This window comes from Streptomyces sp., assembly GCF_019510245.1.
GTDB lineage: Bacteria > Actinomycetota > Actinomycetes > Streptomycetales > Streptomycetaceae > Streptomyces.
The window spans coordinates 1-19,437 of sequence record NZ_JAEKKT010000132.1; the positions used below are offsets into that span (position 1 = coordinate 1).

The 19,437-nt window shown below is 72.3% G+C and carries 19 protein-coding genes; 5 read left to right on the forward strand and 14 right to left on the reverse strand.

The window, feature by feature from the left end:
• Both JF597_RS17475 and JF597_RS17480 read left to right on the forward strand, forming a co-directional pair.
• The coding region (locus JF597_RS17475) for an ammonium transporter (RefSeq protein ID WP_293995508.1) at positions 1-1,309 on the forward strand (1,309 nt) is incomplete at its 5' end.
• The gene (locus tag JF597_RS17480; protein WP_293995510.1) at positions 1,306-1,644 is read left to right on the forward strand and encodes a P-II family nitrogen regulator; all 339 of its coding nucleotides are present in this window, start codon (positions 1,306-1,308) and stop codon (positions 1,642-1,644) included. The genes JF597_RS17475 and JF597_RS17480, both read left to right, overlap by 4 nt.
• On the opposite strand, the gene JF597_RS17485 is transcribed toward JF597_RS17480, so the two are convergent.
• From JF597_RS17485 to JF597_RS17520, 8 genes are all read right to left on the reverse strand, one after another.
• Positions 1,538-2,608, reverse strand: a complete 1,071-nt coding sequence (locus JF597_RS17485) for a DUF916 domain-containing protein (RefSeq protein WP_293995513.1) — start codon at positions 2,606-2,608, stop codon at positions 1,538-1,540. The two genes, JF597_RS17480 and JF597_RS17485, sit on opposite strands and share 107 nt — an antisense overlap.
• Positions 2,609-2,693: 85 nt before the next feature.
• A complete protein-coding gene (locus tag JF597_RS17490; protein ID WP_293995516.1) occupies positions 2,694-4,028 on the reverse strand; it encodes a beta-xylosidase in 1,335 nt (444 codons plus the stop codon).
• Between the two features lie 154 nt (positions 4,029-4,182).
• Positions 4,183-4,650: a hypothetical protein gene (locus JF597_RS17495; protein ID WP_293995518.1), complete on the reverse strand. Its 468-nt coding sequence runs from the start codon at positions 4,648-4,650 to the stop codon at positions 4,183-4,185.
• Between the two features lie 437 nt (positions 4,651-5,087).
• The gene (locus JF597_RS17500; protein WP_293995520.1) at positions 5,088-5,438 is read right to left on the reverse strand and encodes a cytidine deaminase; all 351 of its coding nucleotides are present in this window, start codon (positions 5,436-5,438) and stop codon (positions 5,088-5,090) included.
• A gap of 118 nt (positions 5,439-5,556) precedes the next feature.
• Positions 5,557-5,916 (reverse strand): MmcQ/YjbR family DNA-binding protein, encoded by a 360-nt coding sequence (locus tag JF597_RS17505; RefSeq protein WP_293995522.1) that lies wholly within the window; start codon positions 5,914-5,916, stop codon positions 5,557-5,559.
• Positions 5,913-7,214 (reverse strand): hemolysin family protein, encoded by a 1,302-nt coding sequence (locus JF597_RS17510; protein ID WP_293995524.1) that lies wholly within the window; start codon positions 7,212-7,214, stop codon positions 5,913-5,915. Before JF597_RS17510 ends, JF597_RS17505 begins: the two co-directional genes overlap by 4 nt.
• Positions 7,215-7,233: 19 nt before the next feature.
• Positions 7,234-7,731 (reverse strand): rRNA maturation RNase YbeY, encoded by a 498-nt coding sequence (gene ybeY, locus JF597_RS17515; RefSeq protein ID WP_234539372.1) that lies wholly within the window; start codon positions 7,729-7,731, stop codon positions 7,234-7,236.
• Positions 7,732-7,745: 14 nt separating this feature from the next.
• Positions 7,746-9,893, reverse strand: a complete 2,148-nt coding sequence (locus JF597_RS17520; RefSeq protein WP_293995529.1) for a PhoH family protein — start codon at positions 9,891-9,893, stop codon at positions 7,746-7,748.
• A gap of 250 nt (positions 9,894-10,143) precedes the next feature.
• Between JF597_RS17520 and JF597_RS17525 the strand changes: the two genes are divergently transcribed.
• Complete coding sequence (locus JF597_RS17525) at positions 10,144-10,833, forward strand: FAD binding domain-containing protein (protein WP_293995531.1); 690 nt, start codon at positions 10,144-10,146, stop codon at positions 10,831-10,833.
• 212 nt (positions 10,834-11,045) lie between these two features.
• On the opposite strand, the gene JF597_RS17530 is transcribed toward JF597_RS17525, so the two are convergent.
• The 3 genes from JF597_RS17530 to JF597_RS17540 form a co-directional block, all read right to left on the reverse strand.
• Positions 11,046-12,221: a PfkB family carbohydrate kinase gene (locus JF597_RS17530; protein ID WP_293995534.1), complete on the reverse strand. Its 1,176-nt coding sequence runs from the start codon at positions 12,219-12,221 to the stop codon at positions 11,046-11,048.
• A 96-nt stretch (positions 12,222-12,317) separates the two neighbouring features.
• A complete protein-coding gene (locus tag JF597_RS17535) occupies positions 12,318-13,607 on the reverse strand; it encodes a glucarate dehydratase family protein (RefSeq protein ID WP_293995537.1) in 1,290 nt (429 codons plus the stop codon).
• Positions 13,604-14,554, reverse strand: coding sequence for a 5-dehydro-4-deoxyglucarate dehydratase (locus JF597_RS17540; RefSeq protein ID WP_293995540.1), 951 nt, complete (start codon positions 14,552-14,554; stop codon positions 13,604-13,606). Before JF597_RS17540 ends, JF597_RS17535 begins: the two co-directional genes overlap by 4 nt.
• A 108-nt stretch (positions 14,555-14,662) precedes the next feature.
• On the opposite strand from JF597_RS17540, the gene JF597_RS17545 reads away from it, so the two are divergent.
• Both JF597_RS17545 and JF597_RS17550 read left to right on the forward strand, forming a co-directional pair.
• Positions 14,663-15,439, forward strand: a complete 777-nt coding sequence (locus tag JF597_RS17545) for an IclR family transcriptional regulator (RefSeq protein ID WP_293995543.1) — start codon at positions 14,663-14,665, stop codon at positions 15,437-15,439.
• A gap of 398 nt (positions 15,440-15,837) precedes the next feature.
• Positions 15,838-17,025 (forward strand): MFS transporter, encoded by a 1,188-nt coding sequence (locus JF597_RS17550; protein WP_293995546.1) that lies wholly within the window; start codon positions 15,838-15,840, stop codon positions 17,023-17,025.
• Between the two features lie 101 nt (positions 17,026-17,126).
• Here the strand turns inward: JF597_RS17550 and JF597_RS17555 are convergent, their stop codons facing one another.
• The 3 genes from JF597_RS17555 to JF597_RS17565 are packed head-to-tail and all read right to left on the reverse strand — an operon-like array spanning position 17,127 to position 19,426.
• Positions 17,127-18,131, reverse strand: coding sequence for an adenosine deaminase (locus tag JF597_RS17555; protein WP_293995549.1), 1,005 nt, complete (start codon positions 18,129-18,131; stop codon positions 17,127-17,129).
• Positions 18,132-18,151: 20 nt separating this feature from the next.
• Positions 18,152-19,066 carry a ribonuclease Z gene (locus JF597_RS17560; protein ID WP_293995551.1) on the reverse strand — a complete coding sequence of 305 codons (915 nt, stop codon included), beginning with the start codon at positions 19,064-19,066 and terminating at the stop codon, positions 18,152-18,154.
• 6 nt (positions 19,067-19,072) lie between these two features.
• Positions 19,073-19,426, reverse strand: a complete 354-nt coding sequence (locus tag JF597_RS17565; protein ID WP_293995554.1) for a histidine triad nucleotide-binding protein — start codon at positions 19,424-19,426, stop codon at positions 19,073-19,075.
• Positions 19,427-19,437 lie beyond the last annotated feature (11 nt).

The following is a 19,437-nucleotide window of genomic DNA, read 5'->3' on the forward strand; positions in this document are numbered from 1 at the left end:
GTTCCTCTCCGCCGCGCACGCCGACACCGGTGACACCGCCTGGCTGCTCGCCGCCACCGCCCTGGTCCTGCTGATGACCCCGGGTCTGGCCCTGTTCTACGGCGGCATGGTCCGCACGAAGAGCGTCCTCAACATGCTGATGATGAGCTTCGTGTCGATCGCCCTGGTGACGGTGGTGTGGCTGGCGGGCGGCTATTCGCTCGCCTTCGGGGACGACGCCTGGGCCGGGCTGCTGGGCGACCTCGCCCACGCGGGGATGAGCGGCCTGGGCCCGGACAGCGTCCAGGGCACCGTCCCCACCCTCCTCTTCGCCACCTTCCAGCTCACCTTCGCGATCGTCACGGCCGCGCTGATCAGCGGTGCGATCGCGGACCGGGCGAAGTTCGGGGCGTGGCTGGTGTTCGTCCCCGTCTGGGCACTGCTCGTATACGTTCCGGTCGCGCACTGGGTGTGGGGCCCGGGCGGCTGGGTCGCACACCGCCTCGGCGCCCTCGACTTCGCCGGCGGCCTGCCCGTCGAGATCACCTCCGGCGCCTCCGGCCTCGCCCTCTGCCTGGTCCTCGGCCCCCGGCTCGGCTTCAAGAAGGACGCCATGCGGCCGCACAACCTCCCGATGGTGATCCTCGGCGCGGGCCTGCTCTGGTTCGGCTGGTTCGGCTTCAACGCGGGCAGCGCGCTCGGCGCCAACGGGCTGGCCGCCGCCGTCTTCCTGAACACCCTCGCCGCCGGCTGCACCGGCCTGCTCGGCTGGCTCTTCGTCGAGCAGAAGCGCGACGGCCACCCCACCACGCTGGGCGCGGCCTCCGGCGCGGTCGCCGGCCTGGTCGCCATCACCCCGTCCTGCGGCTCGGTCTCCCTGCTCGGCGCCCTCGTCGTCGGCCTCGCCGCGGGCGTGGTCTGCTCGTACGCCGTGAGCTGGAAGTTCAGGCTGAACTACGACGACTCCCTCGACGTCGTCGGCGTTCACCTGGTCGGCGGAATCATCGGCACCCTCCTGATCGGCCTGTTCGCCGAGAAGGCCATGACCGGCTCCGCCGAGGGCCTCTTCTACGGCGGCGGGCTCGCCCAGCTCGGCAAACAGACGGTGGCGGTGGTGGCCGTCGCCGCGTACGCGTTCGCCGTGACGTACGGCATCGGCAAGCTGCTCGACAAGGCGATGGGCTTCCGGGCGGCCGAGGACCAGGAGCACACCGGCCTGGACCTTACGGTGCATGCCGAGACCGCTTACGATCACGGGGTCCTGGGCCACGGTGCCCCGGTCGCCCACTCCGTCGTCCCCACCGCCCAGAAGGTCAAGAGCCACCCATGAAGCTCATCACCGCGATCGTGAAGCCCTACCGCCTCGACGCGGTGAAGACCGCGCTCCAGGAGCTCGGCGTGCATGGCCTGACCGTGACCGAGGCCAGCGGCTACGGCAGGCAGCACGGCCACACCGAGGTCTACCGGGGCGCCGAGTACCGCGTCGACCTGGTCCCCAAGGTCCGCATCGAGGTCGTCGTCGAGGACGCCGACGCCGAACCCGTGATCGAGGCGGTCGTCAAGGCCGCGCAGACGGGGAAGATCGGGGACGGGAAGGTGTGGGCGCTGCCGGTGGAGACGGTCGTACGGGTGCGGACGGGCGAGCGCGGCCCCGACGCCCTCTGAACAGCCCGGCGAATGGGTTCCCGCGGACCCGGCCACGGCGGGTGCGGGCGAACAGCGCGCCGCCCGCCGCCCCGGCGGCGAACACCACCACCAGCACCAGCCACGGCAGGGCGAGGAACGACGCGCTCGCCGACTCCCTGGTGCCGGTCGCGCTGGCCGTCAGCGTCACCTTCCCCCAGTCGAGCTGGGGCGCGTCCCGCCAGCGCGCCGTGAGCGCGACCCGCTCCCCCGGCAGCAGCTCGGAGGGGACGCCGGTGAGGTCGCGGGTGAGCAGCGTGCGGCCGAACAGGCCCTCCGCACGGAGCCGCACCTTCGGGTCCAGCGTCACGTTCCCGGTGTTGTGCAGGGTGTAGGAGATCGTCGCCGTGCTGGCGCCGAGGCCGGGGACGAGCGGCTGGTGGTGGCTGACGTGCACGTTCTCGACGGCGAGGGCCGGGAGCGTCGGCCCGCTCACCCGCAGGTAGACCCGGGCGCCGACCGCCCGCTGCACGCCGAGCGCCAGGGACCCGGACCCCGGATCGACCTTCTCGTCCAGCGCGACGATCGCCCCGGGGTGGTCACCGGGCTCGGCACCCTTCGGTACGTGCAGGGCGAACGGAACGGTGACCGTCCGGTGCGGGGGCACGGTGACCCGGGCCTTCCCGAGCTGCGCCCAGGCCCCCACCCCCCGCATCTTCTCCTGCACCGTCCGGACGGCGAAGCCGCCGTCCCGCCGGGTGTTGTAGGCGTCGGCCGCGTACAGCCGGAAGGTCAGCGGCTTGCCGGTCTTGTTGGCGACGGCCACCTTGTCGGTGATCGTCTGCCCGGGGTCGAGGGAGAGGTAGAAGTACGGCCGCGCGGCGATCTTCGAGGCGACCGGATAGACGGACCAGCTTCCGTTGTCGGCGGCGCGCGCGGGACCCGCCGTGCAGAGGACGCCGAGGATCAGGCTCAGGAGGAGGACATACGGCTTGACGCGACGCATGGGTGCGGACCCCCGGTCGGAAGCGGGTCGGGTGGCGACCGGGTTCCTCGTCACTCGGAAGCCCGGTCGCCACAGGGGAGTTGGCTCAGGTGAGGGTCAGGGTCAGGACTCCGGAGTACGACCCCGGAGGCGTGAACGCCGGTACGTCCAGGGAGAGTCCGGCGTCGACCGTGAACTCACCGCCGGTGAGCGTGGCGTCCGGCGTCGAGGCGAGGGTCGCCCCGGAGCTGCCGACGGTGCCCGCCGAACCGGCCGCACAGGTGCTGGGGCTGCCCGCCTTGGTCGCGCAGGCCGGCGTCCAGCTCAGCTTCCCGGCGTCGATCTTGGCGCCGGGACCGGTGAAGTCGGTGACCTTGCCGGTGAGCGACCAGCCGGCCGGCCCGCCACGGAAGTCCTTGACGGTGACGGTCTGCAGGTTGCCCGTGGACGCCCCGCCCTGCCCGAAGTCGACCGCCGACAGCGCGACGGAGTCCCCGGCCTGGGACATGGACAGGGTCCCCGCCTTGACGGTGGTGGTCAGCTTCTGGCTGCCGGGCGGCACCGGCGTGGTGTCGTTGACGGTGTAGGCGGCCGGTCCGGCCCCCAGGTCGTCGCTCCACGCGCTCCCCTCGTACGCCACGATCCCGGTCGTCGTCTTGTCGTTGACGACGACGGGCGCGCTGAAGGAACCGTCGGAGCCCGCGGTCGCCGTGGCGGTGTCGGCGGTCTGGCTGCTGCCGGACCGCCCGGCCAGCGTCACGGTGGCCCCCGGCGTGAAGTTCTTCCCGGTGACGGTCACGCTGTCACCGGGGTTCCCGGAGGCCTTGTCCAGGCTGATGGCGCGGGTGTTGACCGGGGTGGTCGAGGTCGCCGTGACGGTCTCCGACACCGGGGCGGGCGGGTTGGTGACCGTGCACGGGGTGTCCAGCTCCAGGATGTAGCTGGTGTGGATGTTGTAGTCACCGGGCGAGAGGGTGATGGCCCCCGGCGAGGTGACGGTGAACGTGCCCGTCATGGAGAACGACGGGAAGGTCCCGTACCCCGGCACCGGATCGTTCTTCTTCGGCCCGGTCACCGTCACGTCCCCGGTCTGCGCGCCGCCCAGCGTCACCTTCCCGGTCGGCGTCATGATGTCGGCCGGCAGGGCGAGCGCGGTGGGGTTGTTGGCGGCGGGCGTGACCACGGTGTAGGTCACGGTGACCGTGTCGCCGACCTTCGGGGCGGTGTTGTCCACCGAGACGTTGGCGGTGGTGGTGCCGTCGATCGGCGGGAGGCCCGCGACGGCGGGCGGGATGCAGTGCGTGGCGAAGTCGACGTTCGTCCCGGCGGCACCGGCCGGACAGGCCAGCGCACCGCCCGCCGTGACCGCGAGCGCGGTCGCCCCGAACAGTGAGATCCAGCGCCACCGTCGGGATCTTCGTGATCTTGGGGGTGAACCCATGGAAGCCCCCTCCTGAGGGTTGCGGGCGCAGCGGCTCCTCTGCGCCGACAGGGGGCCATTGATGTGGAGGCCGCGTGAGAAGTCAATGGAGATGCCGCAGAAACCTGACGGTTCATCAGCTTCTGCGGCATCCGGAACGAACCCGTCACGCGGCTCAGAAGACGAACGGGCCGGGGGACTGGGCGGCGCTGGACGTACACGTGACGGTGACGCCGAAGATGACCATCTTCAGCGAGCCCTTGTAGAAGTCGAGGCTGTCACCGGCGGCCACGGTGCCCGGGAGCGGGCCGACGGTGACCGGGGAGCCGGCGGCCATGGCCGGGTTCACGGTACCGCTGAAGACCCGGTTGGCGCCGGTCGAGTTGGCCATGGTCAGCGTGGAGGCGATGGAGTTCGCCGACAGCGCGAGCGGGGTGGTGATCGCGCTGGAGGTGAGCGTGAGGGTCGCGCTCGTGCCGCTCTGGGTCGCGGTGAGGGTGGCCGTGCCGCCGCCGAAGATGCCGCAGCTGGCGGTGACGGTGGCGGTGGTCGGGGTGACGGCGGCGGCCGTGGGCGCGAAGGCCAGCGCCGTGACGGCGAGGGTCCCCGCCGCGAGTGCCGCACCGGTGGCTATTCGTTTCATGGGATCGGTTCCCTTCCCGTTGCGTGGGAATGCCATGTGGGACGGTGACCCCGGTCCGGGTGGGTGCGGACACACCGCGGGGCCGAATCTGACGGTCCGTCGGAACTTACGGTCCCCATTGATGCGCGAGCGCCACAGACCTACAAGGTTGAAATTTGGCCGACTGCGCGGAGGGGGGTGACGGCGAGGGGGTGGCGGGGGTGTGGGGCGGGTGCGGGTGGTGTGTGGTTGATCGCGCAGTTCCCCGCGCCCCTTCAGGTGGGACCAGCACAGGCGCCCCAAAGGGGCGCGGCGAACTGCGCGAGCAACCCCCACACGCCGTCACCCGCCCCACACCCCAGCCACCCCCGGTCAACCGACCCTCGCCCCCCCCGACGGAGTCAGACAAGACCTCGCTTCTCAGCAGGGCGAGTCGGTTTGGGCGGGTGGGAAGAGGACTAGGCAGGGACAGTGAGCCGAACCTCCCCGTCCGTCCCCGCCAGCAGCACCGGCGTCCCCGGCCCCCCAAGATCCCGCACCGCGGCCAGATCCTCCGCCGTGACCCCCTCGGCCCCGCTCACGACCGCCGCGGCCTCCAAGGACTCCGCCCCCGAGGCCACCGCCATCGCCACCGCCGTCCGCAGCGCACTCAGCTTCAGCGAGGCCAGCTCCACGGTCCCCGCCACATACGTACGGCCCGTCGAGTCCCGCACGGCCGCCCCCTCGGGCACCCCGTTGCGGGCCCGGGCCGAGCGGGCCAGGGTGACGATCTTGCGGTCCTCGGCGCCAAGCGCGTTGCTGTCGGTCATGCCCCGAGCATACGAACAACCCGGACCGGCACCCGCTCCTCCCCCGCCCCCCCGGACGGAGTCAGCCGAGGTGCCGGACGGTCTGACTCCGTACGGCCCCGGGCGCGGGCCGCCGTGGCTACGGCCGGTCCAGCCGCAGCCGCTCCGCCCTCGGCAGACCCGCGACGACAAGGTCGTACGAGTCCTCGATCAGCTCTCGCACGAGCCGGTCGGGCAGGCCGCCGTCCACCGTCACGGTGTTCCAGTGCCGCTTGTTCATGTGGTACCCCGGCGCGATCAGCCCCTCGTACTCGTCGCGGAGCCGCACCGCGTCCTCGGGGTCGCACTTGAGGTTGACCTTGAGCGGCTTCGCGTCGATCCAGCTCAGCGCGAACATCTTGCCGAGCACCTTGAAGACCGAGATGTCCGGGCTGAAGGGGAAGTCCTCGTCCGCCGCGTTGAAGGAGAGACAGAAGGCACGGAGCTGGTCCGGGGTCACTCGGGGTCGTCCTCCGGGGCGTCGGGCACCGGAACCGGCTCCACCAGCACCGTCACGATCTTGTTGCGCCGGCCGGCGGCCGACTCCGCGGTGAGGGCCAGCCTGCGGCCGTCGGGGAGTTCGACCTGGGCGGAGGCACCGGCGATCGGCACCCTGCCGAGGGCTTTCGCGAGCAGGCCGCCCACGGTCTCCACGTCCTCGTCGTCGTACTCCTCCAGGCCGTACAGCTCGCCGAGATCGGTGATGTCGAGGCGGGCGGTGACCCGGTGGCGGCCGTCGCCGAGGTCGGTGACGGGCGGCAGTTCACGGTCGTACTCGTCGGTGATCTCGCCGACGATCTCCTCCAGGATGTCCTCGATGGTGACGATCCCGGCCGTGCCGCCGTACTCGTCGATGACGACGGCGACGTGGTTGCGTTCCTTCTGCATCTCGCGCAGCAGGTCGCCGGCGTTCTTGGTGTCGGGCACGAAGAACGCGGGCCGCATGGCGGTGGAGACCAGGTCGGACTCGGCGTCGCGGCTGATGTGCGTCTTGCGGACCAGGTCCTTCAGGTACACGATCCCGACGATGTCGTCCTCGCTCTCCCCGGTGACCGGTATCCGGGAGAAGCCCGAGCGGAGCGCGAGGGTGAGGGCCTGGCGGATCGTCTTGTACCGCTCGATGACGACGAGGTCGGTGCGCGGGACCATGACCTCCCGGACCAGGGTGTCGCCGAGTTCGAAGACCGAGTGCACCATGCGGCGCTCCTCGTCCTCGATCAGCGACTCCTTCTCGGCGAGGTCGACCAGCGCCCGCAGTTCGGCCTCGGAGGCGAACGGGCCGCGCCGGAAGCCCTTGCCGGGGGTGAGGGCGTTGCCGATGAGGATGAGGAGATACGGGATCGGACCCATGACGCGGGCCAGCGGCAGCAGCACGTACGCGGCGACCGTCGCCGTGTTCAGCGGGTGCTGGCGGCCGATGGTGCGCGGGGAGACGCCGACGGCGACGTACGACACGAGCACCATCACGCCGATCGCGGCGAGCAGCGCCTGCCAGGTGGCGGGGATCTCCTGGAGGCAGGCGTAGGTGACCAGCGCCGCGGCCGCCATCTCGCAGGCGACGCGGACCAGCAGCGCCACGTTGAGGTAGCGGGTGGGGTCGGCGGCGAGTTCGGCGAGCCTGGCGCTGCCGCGCCGCCCGGACTTGACCGCCTCCTCGGCCCGGAAGCTGGAGACACGGGCGATACCCGCCTCGGCGCAGGCGGCCAGCCAGGCGACGACCACCAGCGCGATCGCACCGAGGACGATCTGCGGACTCATTCGAGAACGACCCGCCCGCCTACGAGACCGTCGGCGCCGGGGAGGGCCCGGTCAGGCCCTGCTCCGCACGCCAGCCGTCCACGATGGCCGCCTGGAGGCCGAACATCTCGGCCTTCTCGTCGGGCTCCTCGTGGTCGTAGCCGAGCAGGTGCAGCACGCCGTGGACGGTGAGCAGCTGGAGCTCCTCGTCCATGGAGTGCTGGGTCTCGGCCTCGGCCCCCTGCTTGGCGGCGACCTCCGGGCAGAGCACGATGTCGCCGAGCAGCCCCTGCGGCGGCTCGTCCTCGTCCTTGGACGGCGGCCGCAGTTCGTCCATCGGGAACGACATGACATCCGTCGGACCCGGCAGGTCCATCCACTGGATGTGCAGCTGCTCCATGGCGTCGGCGTCCACGACGATCACCGAGAGCTCGGAGAGCGGGTGGATGCGCATCCGTGCGAGCGCGTAGCGGGCGATGTCGAGGATCGCCTGCTCGTCGACCTCGGTTCCGGACTCGTTGTTGACGTCGATCGACATGGCGCTGTGCTTGTCTACTTCCCCTTGTGCGCGGACTTCGAGCGGCCGCCCTTGTGCGTGCCGTTCTCCGTGCCGTGCGTGCTGTCGTACTTCTCGTACGCGTCGACGATACGGCCCACCAGCTTGTGCCGTACGACATCGTGGGACGTCAGCCGCGAGAAGTGCACGTCGTCCACGCCGTCCAGGATGTCCTGCACCTGGCGCAGGCCGGACTTGGTGCCGTTCGGCAGGTCGACCTGCGTCACGTCACCGGTGATGACGATCTTCGAATCGAAGCCGAGCCGGGTGAGGAACATCTTCATCTGCTCAGGGCTCGTGTTCTGGGCCTCGTCCAGGATGATGAAAGCGTCGTTGAGGGTGTTGTGCGTCAGCAGGTAGTCCGTGGTGACGTACAGAGAGTCCTCGGCGGCCACCTGGATGCAGACGGTTTCCTCCCGGCCCGCCGGCTCGATCGAGTCGATGAACCGCATCGGGCGTCCACCGCCTCCGGCCGCCTGGTACTTGTCGCGTTTGCGGGCGAGACGGAAGGGCTCTATGCCTTCGGGGAGACGGATGTCGATGATGTGGGCGTCGCGGCGGTAAGCGACTTCGCGCCCGTTCGCCAGGCCCGGCTTGCGGCCCTCGGCAACCCGGCGGCGGGTGCACGCGACCCCGCCCAGCGACTGCACGAGTGCGATCACGTCGTCGCGGAGCATGGTCGATGTCGTCGTGTACTGGATACGGCAGGTCCGGTCCTTCTGGGCGACGGGACCGCCGTCGGAGTCGAGGAGGCCCTGGAGGACGGCCAAACGCACCTCGGCCGAGTTGTACAGGTAGTCGTCCGGCACGAACTTGGTGTGCGAGCGAGTGCGCAGCAGATCCAGTTCGCGCAGGACCCGGGTGACCGGGTTCTCCAGCGTGACGACATCGCCCGGGGACTTGATCCGGTTCAGGACGTAGTCGGGTCCGCCCTTGTGCCGGACCTGGATTCCGGGCAGCACCGATTCCAGGGCTACCGCCAGTTCCGGGTCTTCCGTGGCGAAGGAGGGCGTGGTGGTGCCGGTCAGGCAGCCGTCACCCAGCAGAAGCCCCAGCGCGTACGGGTCCATGGGGACCTCCCGCTCCGGGAAGCACACCGGTGCGGTGAGCATCGGCAGTTCGTACCGGCGGGCATGCGCCGCGCGCAGATCACCGATCATCTCCCGGGTCTCCAGGACCCGCCACGGCTTGTTGCGGCGCTTGTCCGAAGCCGTGCGGACCGTCCACAGGTGCTCGCCACAGCACAGTGTCCAGGAGCCGTCCTGGGCAGTGACGCGGTAGATGTCCTTCTCGCCTTGCGGGTAGACACCGAGGACAGGTGTCGGCTCGCCATCCGAGCCGATGACCAGGTCGCCGACCTGAAGGTCGCCGATGGGACGCCAGCCGTCCGGCGTCAGGAGGTTCGTGAACCGCGGCTGCGCCCGGCCACGCATGTATGCCAGCGGCGCCACCTCGATGGTCCCCGAAGCCATCAGCTTCGGGATCGAGTCGGGGTCGAGCATGTCGTGCAGCGCGTCGTACAGCGGGCGCAGGTAGGGGTCGATCTTCTCGTAGAGCGTGCCCGGCAGGAAGCCGAGCCGCTCGCCCGCCTCGACCGCCGGCCGGGTCAGGATGATGCGGTTGACCTGCTTGGACTGCAGGGCCTGCACCGCCTTGGCCATGGCCAGGTAGGTCTTGCCGGTGCCCGCGGGCCCGATGCCGAAGACGATCGTGTGCTTGTCGATCGCGTCGACGTACCGCTTCTGGTTGAGGGTCTTGGGGCGGATGGTGCGGCCGCGCGAGGACAGGATGTTCTGGGTAAGAACCTGGGCCGGGGTCTCCTCCGCGCCCTCCCCGTTCTCGCTCGCCCGCAGCATGGCGATCGAGCGTTCCACTGCGTCCTCCGTCATCGGCTGTCCGGTGCGGAGCACCAGCATCATCTCGTCGAACAGGCGCTGTATGAGGGCGACTTCACGGGCATCGCCGACCGCGCTGATCTCATTGCCCCGGACGTGGATGTCGGCCGCCGGGAAGGCCTTCTCGATCACGCGCAGCAGGGAGTCGCCGGATCCCAGCACGGTGACCATGGGGTGCTGGGCGGGAACCTCGAACTGAGCTCGGGCCTGCTGCTGCGCGGGAGTGTGAGCTGTGGGTGTCTGAGTCATGGGCCGGCGCTTAAGGCCTGCGGTTCCTCCTCGTCACGGCCGCGTAGCTGAGGGCGGCCTCGCGATATCAAGCGTACGACGCGGGGCTGACAACGCCGTAGGGCTTTTCCCGGGAAAGGCGCCCCCGGTGCGGCCGTGAGCCCTGCATGCGCTCCCGCACGCCGGGGCAGGATCGGGCCGTCACCGCCCTCACGTGGCCTCGGGGCCGCGTTCGCTCCACGCCACCTGTCCGCACAGAAAGCAGGTAGCCGTGCTGCTGCGTCTGCCCACGTCGGTGTCCGAGGCCCGCGACTGCCTGGCCGAGGGCGCGGTACCCGTCGGCGGAGCGACCCTGATATGGGCCGCGTGGCAGCGGGACGGCTTCCCGGAACAGGCGGTGTCCCTGCGGAAGGTACCGGAGGCGACGGCGGTGGGGAACGGGGTGCTGGGCGGCGCCGTGCTGCTGGGTCAGGTGGACGACCGGCTTCCGCAGGTGCTGCGGCAGGCGGCGAAGGGCGTCGGAACGGGGGCGGTGCGCCGGGCGGCGACGGTCGGCGGGAACGTCGCCGGGTCCAGCCTGCGGGACCTGCTGCCGGCGGCGATCGCGCTGGACGCGTGGGCCGACGTGCTCACGCCGGACGGGGTCCACCGGGTGGACCTCGCGGAAGTCCAGGCCAAGTCCCCGGTCGTGCTGGCGCTGCGCTGGCGGGAGCCGGTGACGGCGGCGTACGCGAAGGTGGCCGACCCGGCGGGCGGGGAGGTCCCCACGGTCGCCGCCGCGGCGGTGGACTCGGAGGGCGTGCTGAGGGTCGCGGTACGGGAGGGCTACGAGGTGACCAGCGGAAGCGTGACCGCCGAGGGGGGCGGGGCGGAGGAGCTGTTCGCCGGGGCGTTGGCGGGGGTGTCGGAGGCGGGGCGGTCGCTGGTGCGTCAGCAGGTCGCCGGGGTGCTCGGGGGGTAAGGGCCGTTCGTCGGCTGCGGGCCGATGGGGGCTGGTCGCGCAGTTCCTCCCCCGGCCTTCGGCCGGGGGTACCCCCAGCCGCGTCCTACATACCCAGCTGCGGGCAGGCGTGCCGCAGGGCGGCACGGGTGGGCGCTGGAGGTCCCCCGGCCGAAGGCTGGGGGAGGCACCCTGCCAGCGCCGGTAAGCGCCCCCACCCCCGGCCCGCCCCCCTACCCCGCGCGCCCGAAGCCGATCGTCGGTACCGCCCGCCGCAGGGGCCACGGCCGTACCTGGTCCTCCTCCGGTACCAGGCCCTCCAGGAACGCGTACCGCCGCAGCGCGGCCGGATCCTGCCCCGGCACCGACTGGACCTTGCGCCACCACGCCCCGATCTCCGACCACCCGGGAGCGGACAGGGAGCCGCCGAACTCCTGGACGGAGAGTGCCGCGGTCAGCCCCGCGAAGGCGAGGCGGTCGGCGAGCGGCCAGTCGGCGAGCGTGCCGGTGACGAAGCCCGCGACGAAGACGTCGCCGGCGCCGGTCGGGTCGAGGGCCTCCACGGCGATCGCCGGCACCTCCGCGGACTCGCCGGTACGTCCGTCGACCGCATAGGCGCCCTCCGCCCCGAGGGTCACGACGGCGAGCGGCACGTACTCGGTGAGGGCGTGCGCGGCGGCCCGCGGGCAGTCCGCGCCGGTGTACCGTCGCGCCTCCTCCGCGTTGGGCAGGAACGCCTCGCAGTGCTCCAGGTCGGCGAGGCCGGCGAGGTCCCACGCGCCCGTGTCGTCCCAGCCGACGTCGGCGAAGATCCGGGTCCCCTCGGCGGCCGCCCTGGCGATCCAGGGGTTGCGTTTGCCGGGCGTGAGGGAGGCGACGGCGGCGCGCGCGCGGGCGGGGTGGCCGGGTGCGTTCTGCTGGCGGAACAGCAGGTCCGCGGGCGGCTCGTGCCCGTGCGAGACCATGGTCCGCTCCCCCTCGTACGCCATCGAGACGGTGACCGGCGAGTGCCAGCCGCGCACGGTCCGGGACGGGGAGAGGTCGATGCCCTCGCCCTGGGCGAGCGCGTCCCAGCAGTACTCGCCGTAGTGGTCGTCGCCGAAGGCGGCCGCGAGGGAGGTTCTCAGGCCAAGGCGGGCGAGGGCGGTGGCCATGTTGGCGACGCCGCCGGGGCTGGAGCCCATGCCCCGGGCCCAGGACTCGGTGCCGCGCACCGGGGCGGTGTCGAGGCCGGTGAAGACGATGTCGAGGAAGACGGTGCCGGTGAGGTAGACGTCCCAGGGCGGATCGTCCGGCGTGCGCAGGGCGGCCAGCGGGTCGACCTGCGCGGCGCAGTGCGGTGTTGGTGCTCCTCTGCCGTCGTCGAGGTACTCCGGTTCCTCTCCGGCGAACGCGTTGGACGCGGTCACGGTGCGCTCCCTGACGTGGTGCGGGTCCGGCCAGTGTGCACCATGTCACGGGAGCGGCGGCCGCTCCGGCCGTACGACCGCCGGATCGGGCGGGGCCTACCAGCGGGGCACGGCCGGTGCCGTCCAGCCCGGCTCCGCCGCCCGCATCGCCGCCGCGTCGTCGCGGTCGCGGAGCGTCCCGTCGTCGTCGAGCCACCGCCGGTGCAGCCGTCGTAGCTGCTCCCGGTCCAGTTCGACGCCGAGTCCGGGGGTGTCGGAGACGGTGATCCGGCCGCCGTCGAAGGCGAGGCGTTCGGTGAGGACGTCCTCGGACTGCCAGGGGTAGTGGGTGTCGCAGGCGTGGTGGAGGTCCGGGACGGTCGCGGCCACGTGGGTCATCGCGGCGAGGCTGATCCCGAGGTGGGTGTTGGAGTGCATGGAGAGGCCGACGCCGAAGGTCCGGCAGACGGCGGCCAGTTCCCGGGTGTTGCGCAGCCCGCCCCAGTAGTGGTGGTCGGAGAGGACGACCTGCACGGCCCCGCGCGTGAACGCCTCCGCGATCTCGCCGAAGGTCGTCACGCACATGTTGGTCGCGAGCGGCACGTCCGTGCCCGCCGCCACGTCCGCCATCGCCGGGGTGCCGAGGGCCGGATCCTCCAGGTACTCGAGGACGTCGCCCAGTTCCCTCGCCACCCTCAGCGAGGTCTCCACCGACCAGGCGCCGTTCGGGTCCAGCCGCAGCGGGTGCCCGGGGAACGCCTCGGCCAGCGCGCGTACGGCCGCGATCTCCTCCTCGGGCGGGAAGACCCCGCCCTTGAGCTTGAAGGAGGTGAACCCGTACCGCTCGGTGAAGCGGCGGGCCTGCGCCACGACCCCGGCCGGGTCGAGCGCGGCTCCCCAGTCGTCGGGTTCCGCGGGCACGCCCGGTGGGTGCGCGGCCCACTTGTAGAAGAGGTACGCGCTGTACTCGACGGAGTCGCGCACCTTCCCGCCGAGCAGTGCGTGCACCGGCAGTCCGAGCGCCTTGCCGAGGGCGTCCAGGCAGGCGACCTCGAACCCGGAGACGACGGACAGCCGCAGCTTCTCGGCGGTCTGGACGCCCCGCAGCCCGCCGACGTCGGCCCGGCCTGCCACCCGGCCCGCGTCCACGGCGACCTCGCCGGCGACACCGGACAGCCCGTTCAGGTCACCGGCCTGCCGCCCGCGCAGTCTCTCCGCGAACGGCCGGGCCAGCTCCAGGTACTTGGTGTCCCCGTAGGTCTCCCCGACCCCGACCACCCCGTCCGCGGTCTCCACCTCCACGATCAGCCGGGGCGTGTACGGCTGGTGCACGCCCTGCGTGTTCAGCAGCGGCGGGTCCGCGACGAGGACCGGGGTGAGGCGGACGTCGGTGATGGTGAGGTTCACCGGGACGCTCCCACGAGGTCGAGGCCGGTGCCGAGCAGGGCTTCGAGGTCGGCGAGGTCGGAGGCCGAGGGGTCGGTGAGCGGGGCGCGCACGGGACCCACCGGCCGGCCGCGCAGCCGGGCCGCCGCCTTCACCAGTGACACCGCGTAGCCGGGCACCCGGTCGCGCAGTTCGACGAGCGGCACGTAGAAGCCGCGCAGCAGCTTGTCGACGGTGCCCTGGTCACCGTCGCGGAGGGCGGCGAAGAAGGCGTCGGCGATCTCCGGGGCGAAGGCGTGCACGGCGGAGGAGTAGGCGGGGACGCCGACCGTCGCGTAGGCGCGGGCCTGGATCTCGGCGGTGGCGGCGCCGTTGAAGAAGAGGAAGCCGTCGGGGGCGGCGAGGGTGAGCCGCTGGAGCCGGTCGAGGTCGCTGTGCCCGTCCTTGAGGCCGATGACGCCGGGGACGGCGGCGATCCGCGCCAGCGACCCGGCGGTGTACGTGACCTGGCCGCGCTGGTAGACGACGAGGGGCAGCCCGGTGCGGGCCGCGATCTCCTCCACCTGGGCGACGAGTCCGTCCTGCGGCGCGGCGACGAGGTAGTGCGGCAGCACGAGCAGGGCGTCGGCCCCGGCCTCCTCCGCGATGCGGGCGAACCGGACGGCCTGCGCCCAGCCGTACCCCACCCCGGCGACCACGGGCACCCTTCCGCCGGCCTCCTCGACCGTCACGCCCACGACCTGCCGGTACTCCTCCTCGTCCAGCGAGAAGAACTCCCCGGTCCCGCAGGCCGGGAAGACGGCACCGGGCCCGGCGGCCAGCTGCCCGGCCACGTACTCCCGGAACCCGTCCACGTCGAGGGAGCCGTCGGCGCGGAACGAGGTGAGCGGGAACGACAGCACCCCGCCCGCCATCCCCTCCCGCAGCCTCCGCGCCACCTGCTCAGGCCGTCCGGCCACCGCATTCATCTTTCGATCTCCCCATGCAGATGACATCTACGTATGAAGACAGAGACTAGATATGCGAACACACCCCGTCAACGGCACGCACCACCGCCGCCCCCCTACGATCTGCACATGTCCGAGACAGCAGGGGTCCGCGAGGTGAAGTCCGCGGCGCGCACCGTGGAGCTGCTGGAGCTCCTCGCCGCCCGCGGCGACCGCCCGGCCCGCCTCCAGGAACTGGCAGACGGCCTCGGCGTCCCGCGCAGCTCGATGTACGCCCTGCTCCAGACGCTGATCGCCAGGGGCTGGGTGCGCACCGACACCACCGGCTCCCTCTACGGCATCGGCATCCGCACCCTGCTGACCGGCACCAGCTACCTCGACTCCGACCCGCGCGTCCGCCTCGTACGCCCCTACCTCGACGAGGCCTCGGAGGCGCTCGGCGAGACGATCCACCTGGCCCGGCTCGACGGCCCGGACGTGGCGTACCTGGCGACCCGGGAGTCCCACGAGTACCTGCGCACGATCAGCAGGGTGGGCCGCCGCCTGCCGGCCCACGCCGGTGCCCTGGGCAAGGCGCTGCTGGCCGAACGCCCGGACGCCGAGCTCCCCGAGGGCCCGTACGAGGCCCTGACCCCCAACACCCGCGCCACCAGGGACGCACTGGCCGCCGACCTCGCCCAGGTGCGAGCCCGCGGCTACTCGATCGACCGCGAGGAAGGCGTCCTGGGCATCACCGGCTACGGCTTCGCCCTGCGCTACGACACACCGGCCCAGGACGCGATCAGCTGCTCGGTACCGGTGGCCCGCCTCACGCCGGAGCACGAGGGGCGGATCGTGGCGGTGATGCAGGAGATCCGCACACGGATCGAGTCAGCGACGACGGGCGGCACGGTCAACTGGCGCTGAGGCGGGGGGCCGGTTCGTCGCCGGGTGCGGCCTGGTGGGGGTTGCTCGCGCAGTTCCCCGCGCCCTAATGGGGCGCTGCAGTGGGCGCTTCTTCTTCAGCCGCGGGCTGAACAGCGCCCCGTAGGGGGCGCTGGGGGTGCCCCCGGCCGAAGGCTGGGGGAGGAACTGCGCGGCCAGCCCCCACCAGGCCGCACCCGCGAACGCACCGCTCCCCTCACGGCGCGCGGCGCTTCTACCCCCCTTCTTACGCCCGAAACCGAACATGACCCACATCACACCCCCCGGGCTTCTTCGGGCCCCCCTCGCTTGATACAAATTGCCCGCGCGTTCCTGTCTCTCGACGGCCTGCGCCCAACCCCCTTCTTGAGCCGCCTCTTTCGCATGCCCTGGGAACGCCCGTGTCCGCCCCCCGCACCACCCCCTGGCCCCTCGTCGCCCTCTTCACGGCCGGGTACCTCGCCCCGTACCTCCTGCCGACCACCGTCGGCCGGCTCGAATCGGGGCTCCCCCTCTCCGCGACCCAGGCGGGCGCCGTCGGCAGTGCCCTGCTGCTCAGTTCGGCGACGGCCGGCTTCCTCCTCGCGTCCCGGGTCGACCGCATCGGCCCCCGCACGCTCGCCCGCCTCGGCCTCCTGCTCGCGGTCCTCGGCTACGGCGGCGCCGCCCTGACCACCGCCGTCCCCGCGGTCGTCGCCGGCGCCGTCGTCGGCGGCTTCGGCTCCGGCACGGTCACCGCGGTCGCCGCCACCGGCATCGCGTCGCAGCGGGACCCCCACCGCACCACCACCCTCGGCCTCCTCGGCGTCTCCGCCCTCGCGGGCGCCGTCTACCTGACGGTCCCGCACCTCGGCCCCGGCCACGCGCAGCCCCTCGCGGCGATCGCGCTCACCGCGCTCGCGGTCTGGCCGCTCACCGCCCGCCTGTCCCCCCGCACCGCCCCGGCCCTCCCCCGCGCCGCCTCCGGCTCCCGCCTCCCCCACCTGCGTTCGGGCCTGCTGCTGGCCGCCGCGATGCCGTGCTGGTCGGCCGCGCAGAACTCGCTGTGGGGTCTCAGCGGCAGGATCGGCCTGACGCAGGCGCACCTCGGCGAGGCGACCGTCGGCGCGGTGTTCGCGGTGGCGCTCGGCACCGGCCTGCTCGGCGTGGTCGGCGCGGGCGCCCTCGGCCCGCGGCTCGGCAGGGCCCTGCCCATAGGTCTGGGCACCGTGCTGATCGCGGGCTGTATCGCGCTCAGCGCGTCCGCGACCGACCTGACGACGTTCGCGTCCGGCGAGATCGCCTGGAACCTGCTCTACCCGGTCGTCCTGTCGTACGTCATCGGGCTCGCCGCCGCCCTCGACCCGCGGGGCCGCTGGGCGGTGCTGGTCGGGTCGGCGTCGTCGCTGGGGACGGCCGTCGGCCCGATGACCGGCAGCCTGCTGGCGGCGCGGGCCGGCTTCCCGGCGATGGGGACGATCCTCGCGGTGGGCCTGCTGGTCGTCGCGCTGCCGCTGACGGCGGTGGCGCTGCGGCGCACAACCACCACCGTCACGACCGGCGCGACCCTCACCGACAGCACGCCGGTGCGGCTCGACGTCGCGGCGTGACCCCCCAGCGCCCCCAAAGGGGCGCTGGGGGCAGGAACTGCGCGACCAGCCACGACGGCGCCGCAGACGGCAGATCGCGGCACTTCAAGCGAAGCGAGCGCTCAGCCGTGGGCCCCGCCGAACTCGTAGGCGTCCACCTCGGCGAGGTACCGCGCCCGCAGTTCCTCCTCGTCGTCGAGGAAGGCCGCGAGGAAGGAGTTGCGGGCCAGTGCCCGCATCTGCTCCCTGGACAGGCCCAGGGTGTCGCGCACGGCGTGGTAGTTGTCGGCGACGTAGCCGCCGAAGTAGGCCGGGTCGTCGGAGTTGACGGTGCACAGCAGCCCAGCGTCGATCATGGCCGGAAGCGGGTGGTCGGCGAGTACGTCGACCGCACGCAGCCGGACGTTCGACAGCGGGCACAGCGTCAGCGGGATCCGCTCCCGCACCAGACGCGCCACCAGCTCCGGGTCCTCCAGGCAGCGCAGCCCGTGGTCGACGCGCTCGACGCCGAGCACGTCCAGCGCCTCGGTGATGTACTCCGGCGGCCCCTCCTCACCCGCGTGGGCCACTCGCCGCAGCCCCAGCCCGGCCGCCGCCTCGTACACCTCGCGGAACTTGGCCGGCGGATGCCCGACCTCGGCGGAGTCGAGCCCGACACCGGTGATCCGGTCGAGGTACGGTTTCGCCGCCTCCAGCGTCGCCATCGCCGACTCGGCGGACTCGTCCCGCAGGAAGCACATGATCAGGCGGGTGGAGATCCCGTGGTTCTCGGCGCTCCGGCCGAGCGCCCGCCACAGGCCCTCGACGACCGTCCCCATGTCCACGCCCCGCGCGAGGTGCGCCTGCGGGTCGAAGAAGATCTCGGCGTGCCGCACGCCCTGCGCGGCGGCCCGCGAGAGGTACGCGTCGGCGAGGTCGTCGAAGTCCTGCTCGGTGCGCAGGACGGTCATCAGCTCGTAGTACAGGTTCAGGAAGGACTGCAGGTCCTCGAACCGGTAGGCCTTGCTCAGCGCGTCGGTGTCCGCGTAGGGCAGCTCGACGCCGTTGCGCGCGGCCAGCATGAACGCCAGCTCGGGCTCCAGGGTGCCTTCGATGTGGAGGTGCAGTTCTGCTTTCGGGAGGGGCATCAAAGCATCGTACGGCCGCTTCACCTGCGCTTCGGGACCGGCACTCGGAGCAGGTCGTGGGCGACGGTCAACTCGCCCGCGTAGCCGGCGGCCCGCGCCTGCCGTTCGAAGCTCTCGGGGTTCTCCGGTTCGGAGTAGCGCTGGCTGAAATGGGTCAGCACCAGGTGACGTACGCCCGCGTCGCGGGCGACGGCCGCCGCCTGTCCGGCCGTCAGGTGGCCGTGGTCCGCGGCGAGTCGGGCGTCCTCGTCGAGGAAGGTGGACTCGATGACGAGCAGGTCGCAGCCCGCGGCGAGCGCGTGCACCCCCTCGCACAGCCGGGTGTCCATGACGAACGCGAACCGCTGGCCGCGCCGCACCTCGCTGACCTCGTCGATCGTGACGCCCCCGAGCACGCCCTCGCGCTGGATGCGGCCGACGTCGGGGCCGGTGATGCCGTGCGCGGCGAGCCGTTCGGGCAGCATGCGGCGGCCGTCGGGCTCGGTGAGCCGGTAGCCGTACGACTCGACGGGGTGGGAGAGCCTGCGGGCCTCCAGCGTGTAGCCGGGGGTGACCGCGAGGTCGCCGTCCGCGTCGACCGGGGCCTCGGTGACGCCGACGGTCTCGCGGTAGGCGGTGGCGTACCGGAGCCGGTCGAAGAAGCGCTGCCCGGACCTCGGGTAGTGCGCGGTGACCGGGTGCGGGACCTGGTCGAGGTTGATGCGCTGGATGACGCCGGCGAGGCCGAGGGAGTGGTCGCCGTGGAAGTGGGTGACGCAGATCCGGTTCAGGTCGTGGGCGGCGACCCCGGCCCGCAGCATCTGCCGCTGGGTGCCCTCACCGGGGTCGAAGAGGATGCCCTCGCCGTCCCAGCGCAGCAGGTAGCCGTTGTGGTTGCGGTGCCGGGTGGGGACCTGGCTGGCGGTGCCGAGGACCACCAGTTCGCGTACGGACACGGCTGGCTATCCGGGCGGCCACTGCAGGCCGCGGCCGCCGATGACGTGGGCGTGCGCGTGCCAGACGGTCTGGCCGGCGCCGCTGCCGGTGTTGAAGACGAGGCGGTAGCTCTCCAGCTTGTCCTCGTCGGCGACGGCCTGCGCCTCACGCAGTATGTCGGCGGCGACGGCGGGTTCGCCTGCGGCGAGCTCGGCCGCGTTCCTGTAGTGGACCTTGGGGATCACCAGGACGTGGGTGGGCGCCTGGGGGTTGATGTCCCGGAAGGCGACGGTGGTGTCCGTCTCCCGGACGATCGTCGCGGGGACGTGGCCTGCGGCGATCTTGCAGAACAGGCAGTCGTCCTGGGGTTCCCCTGCCATGTTTTCTCCTC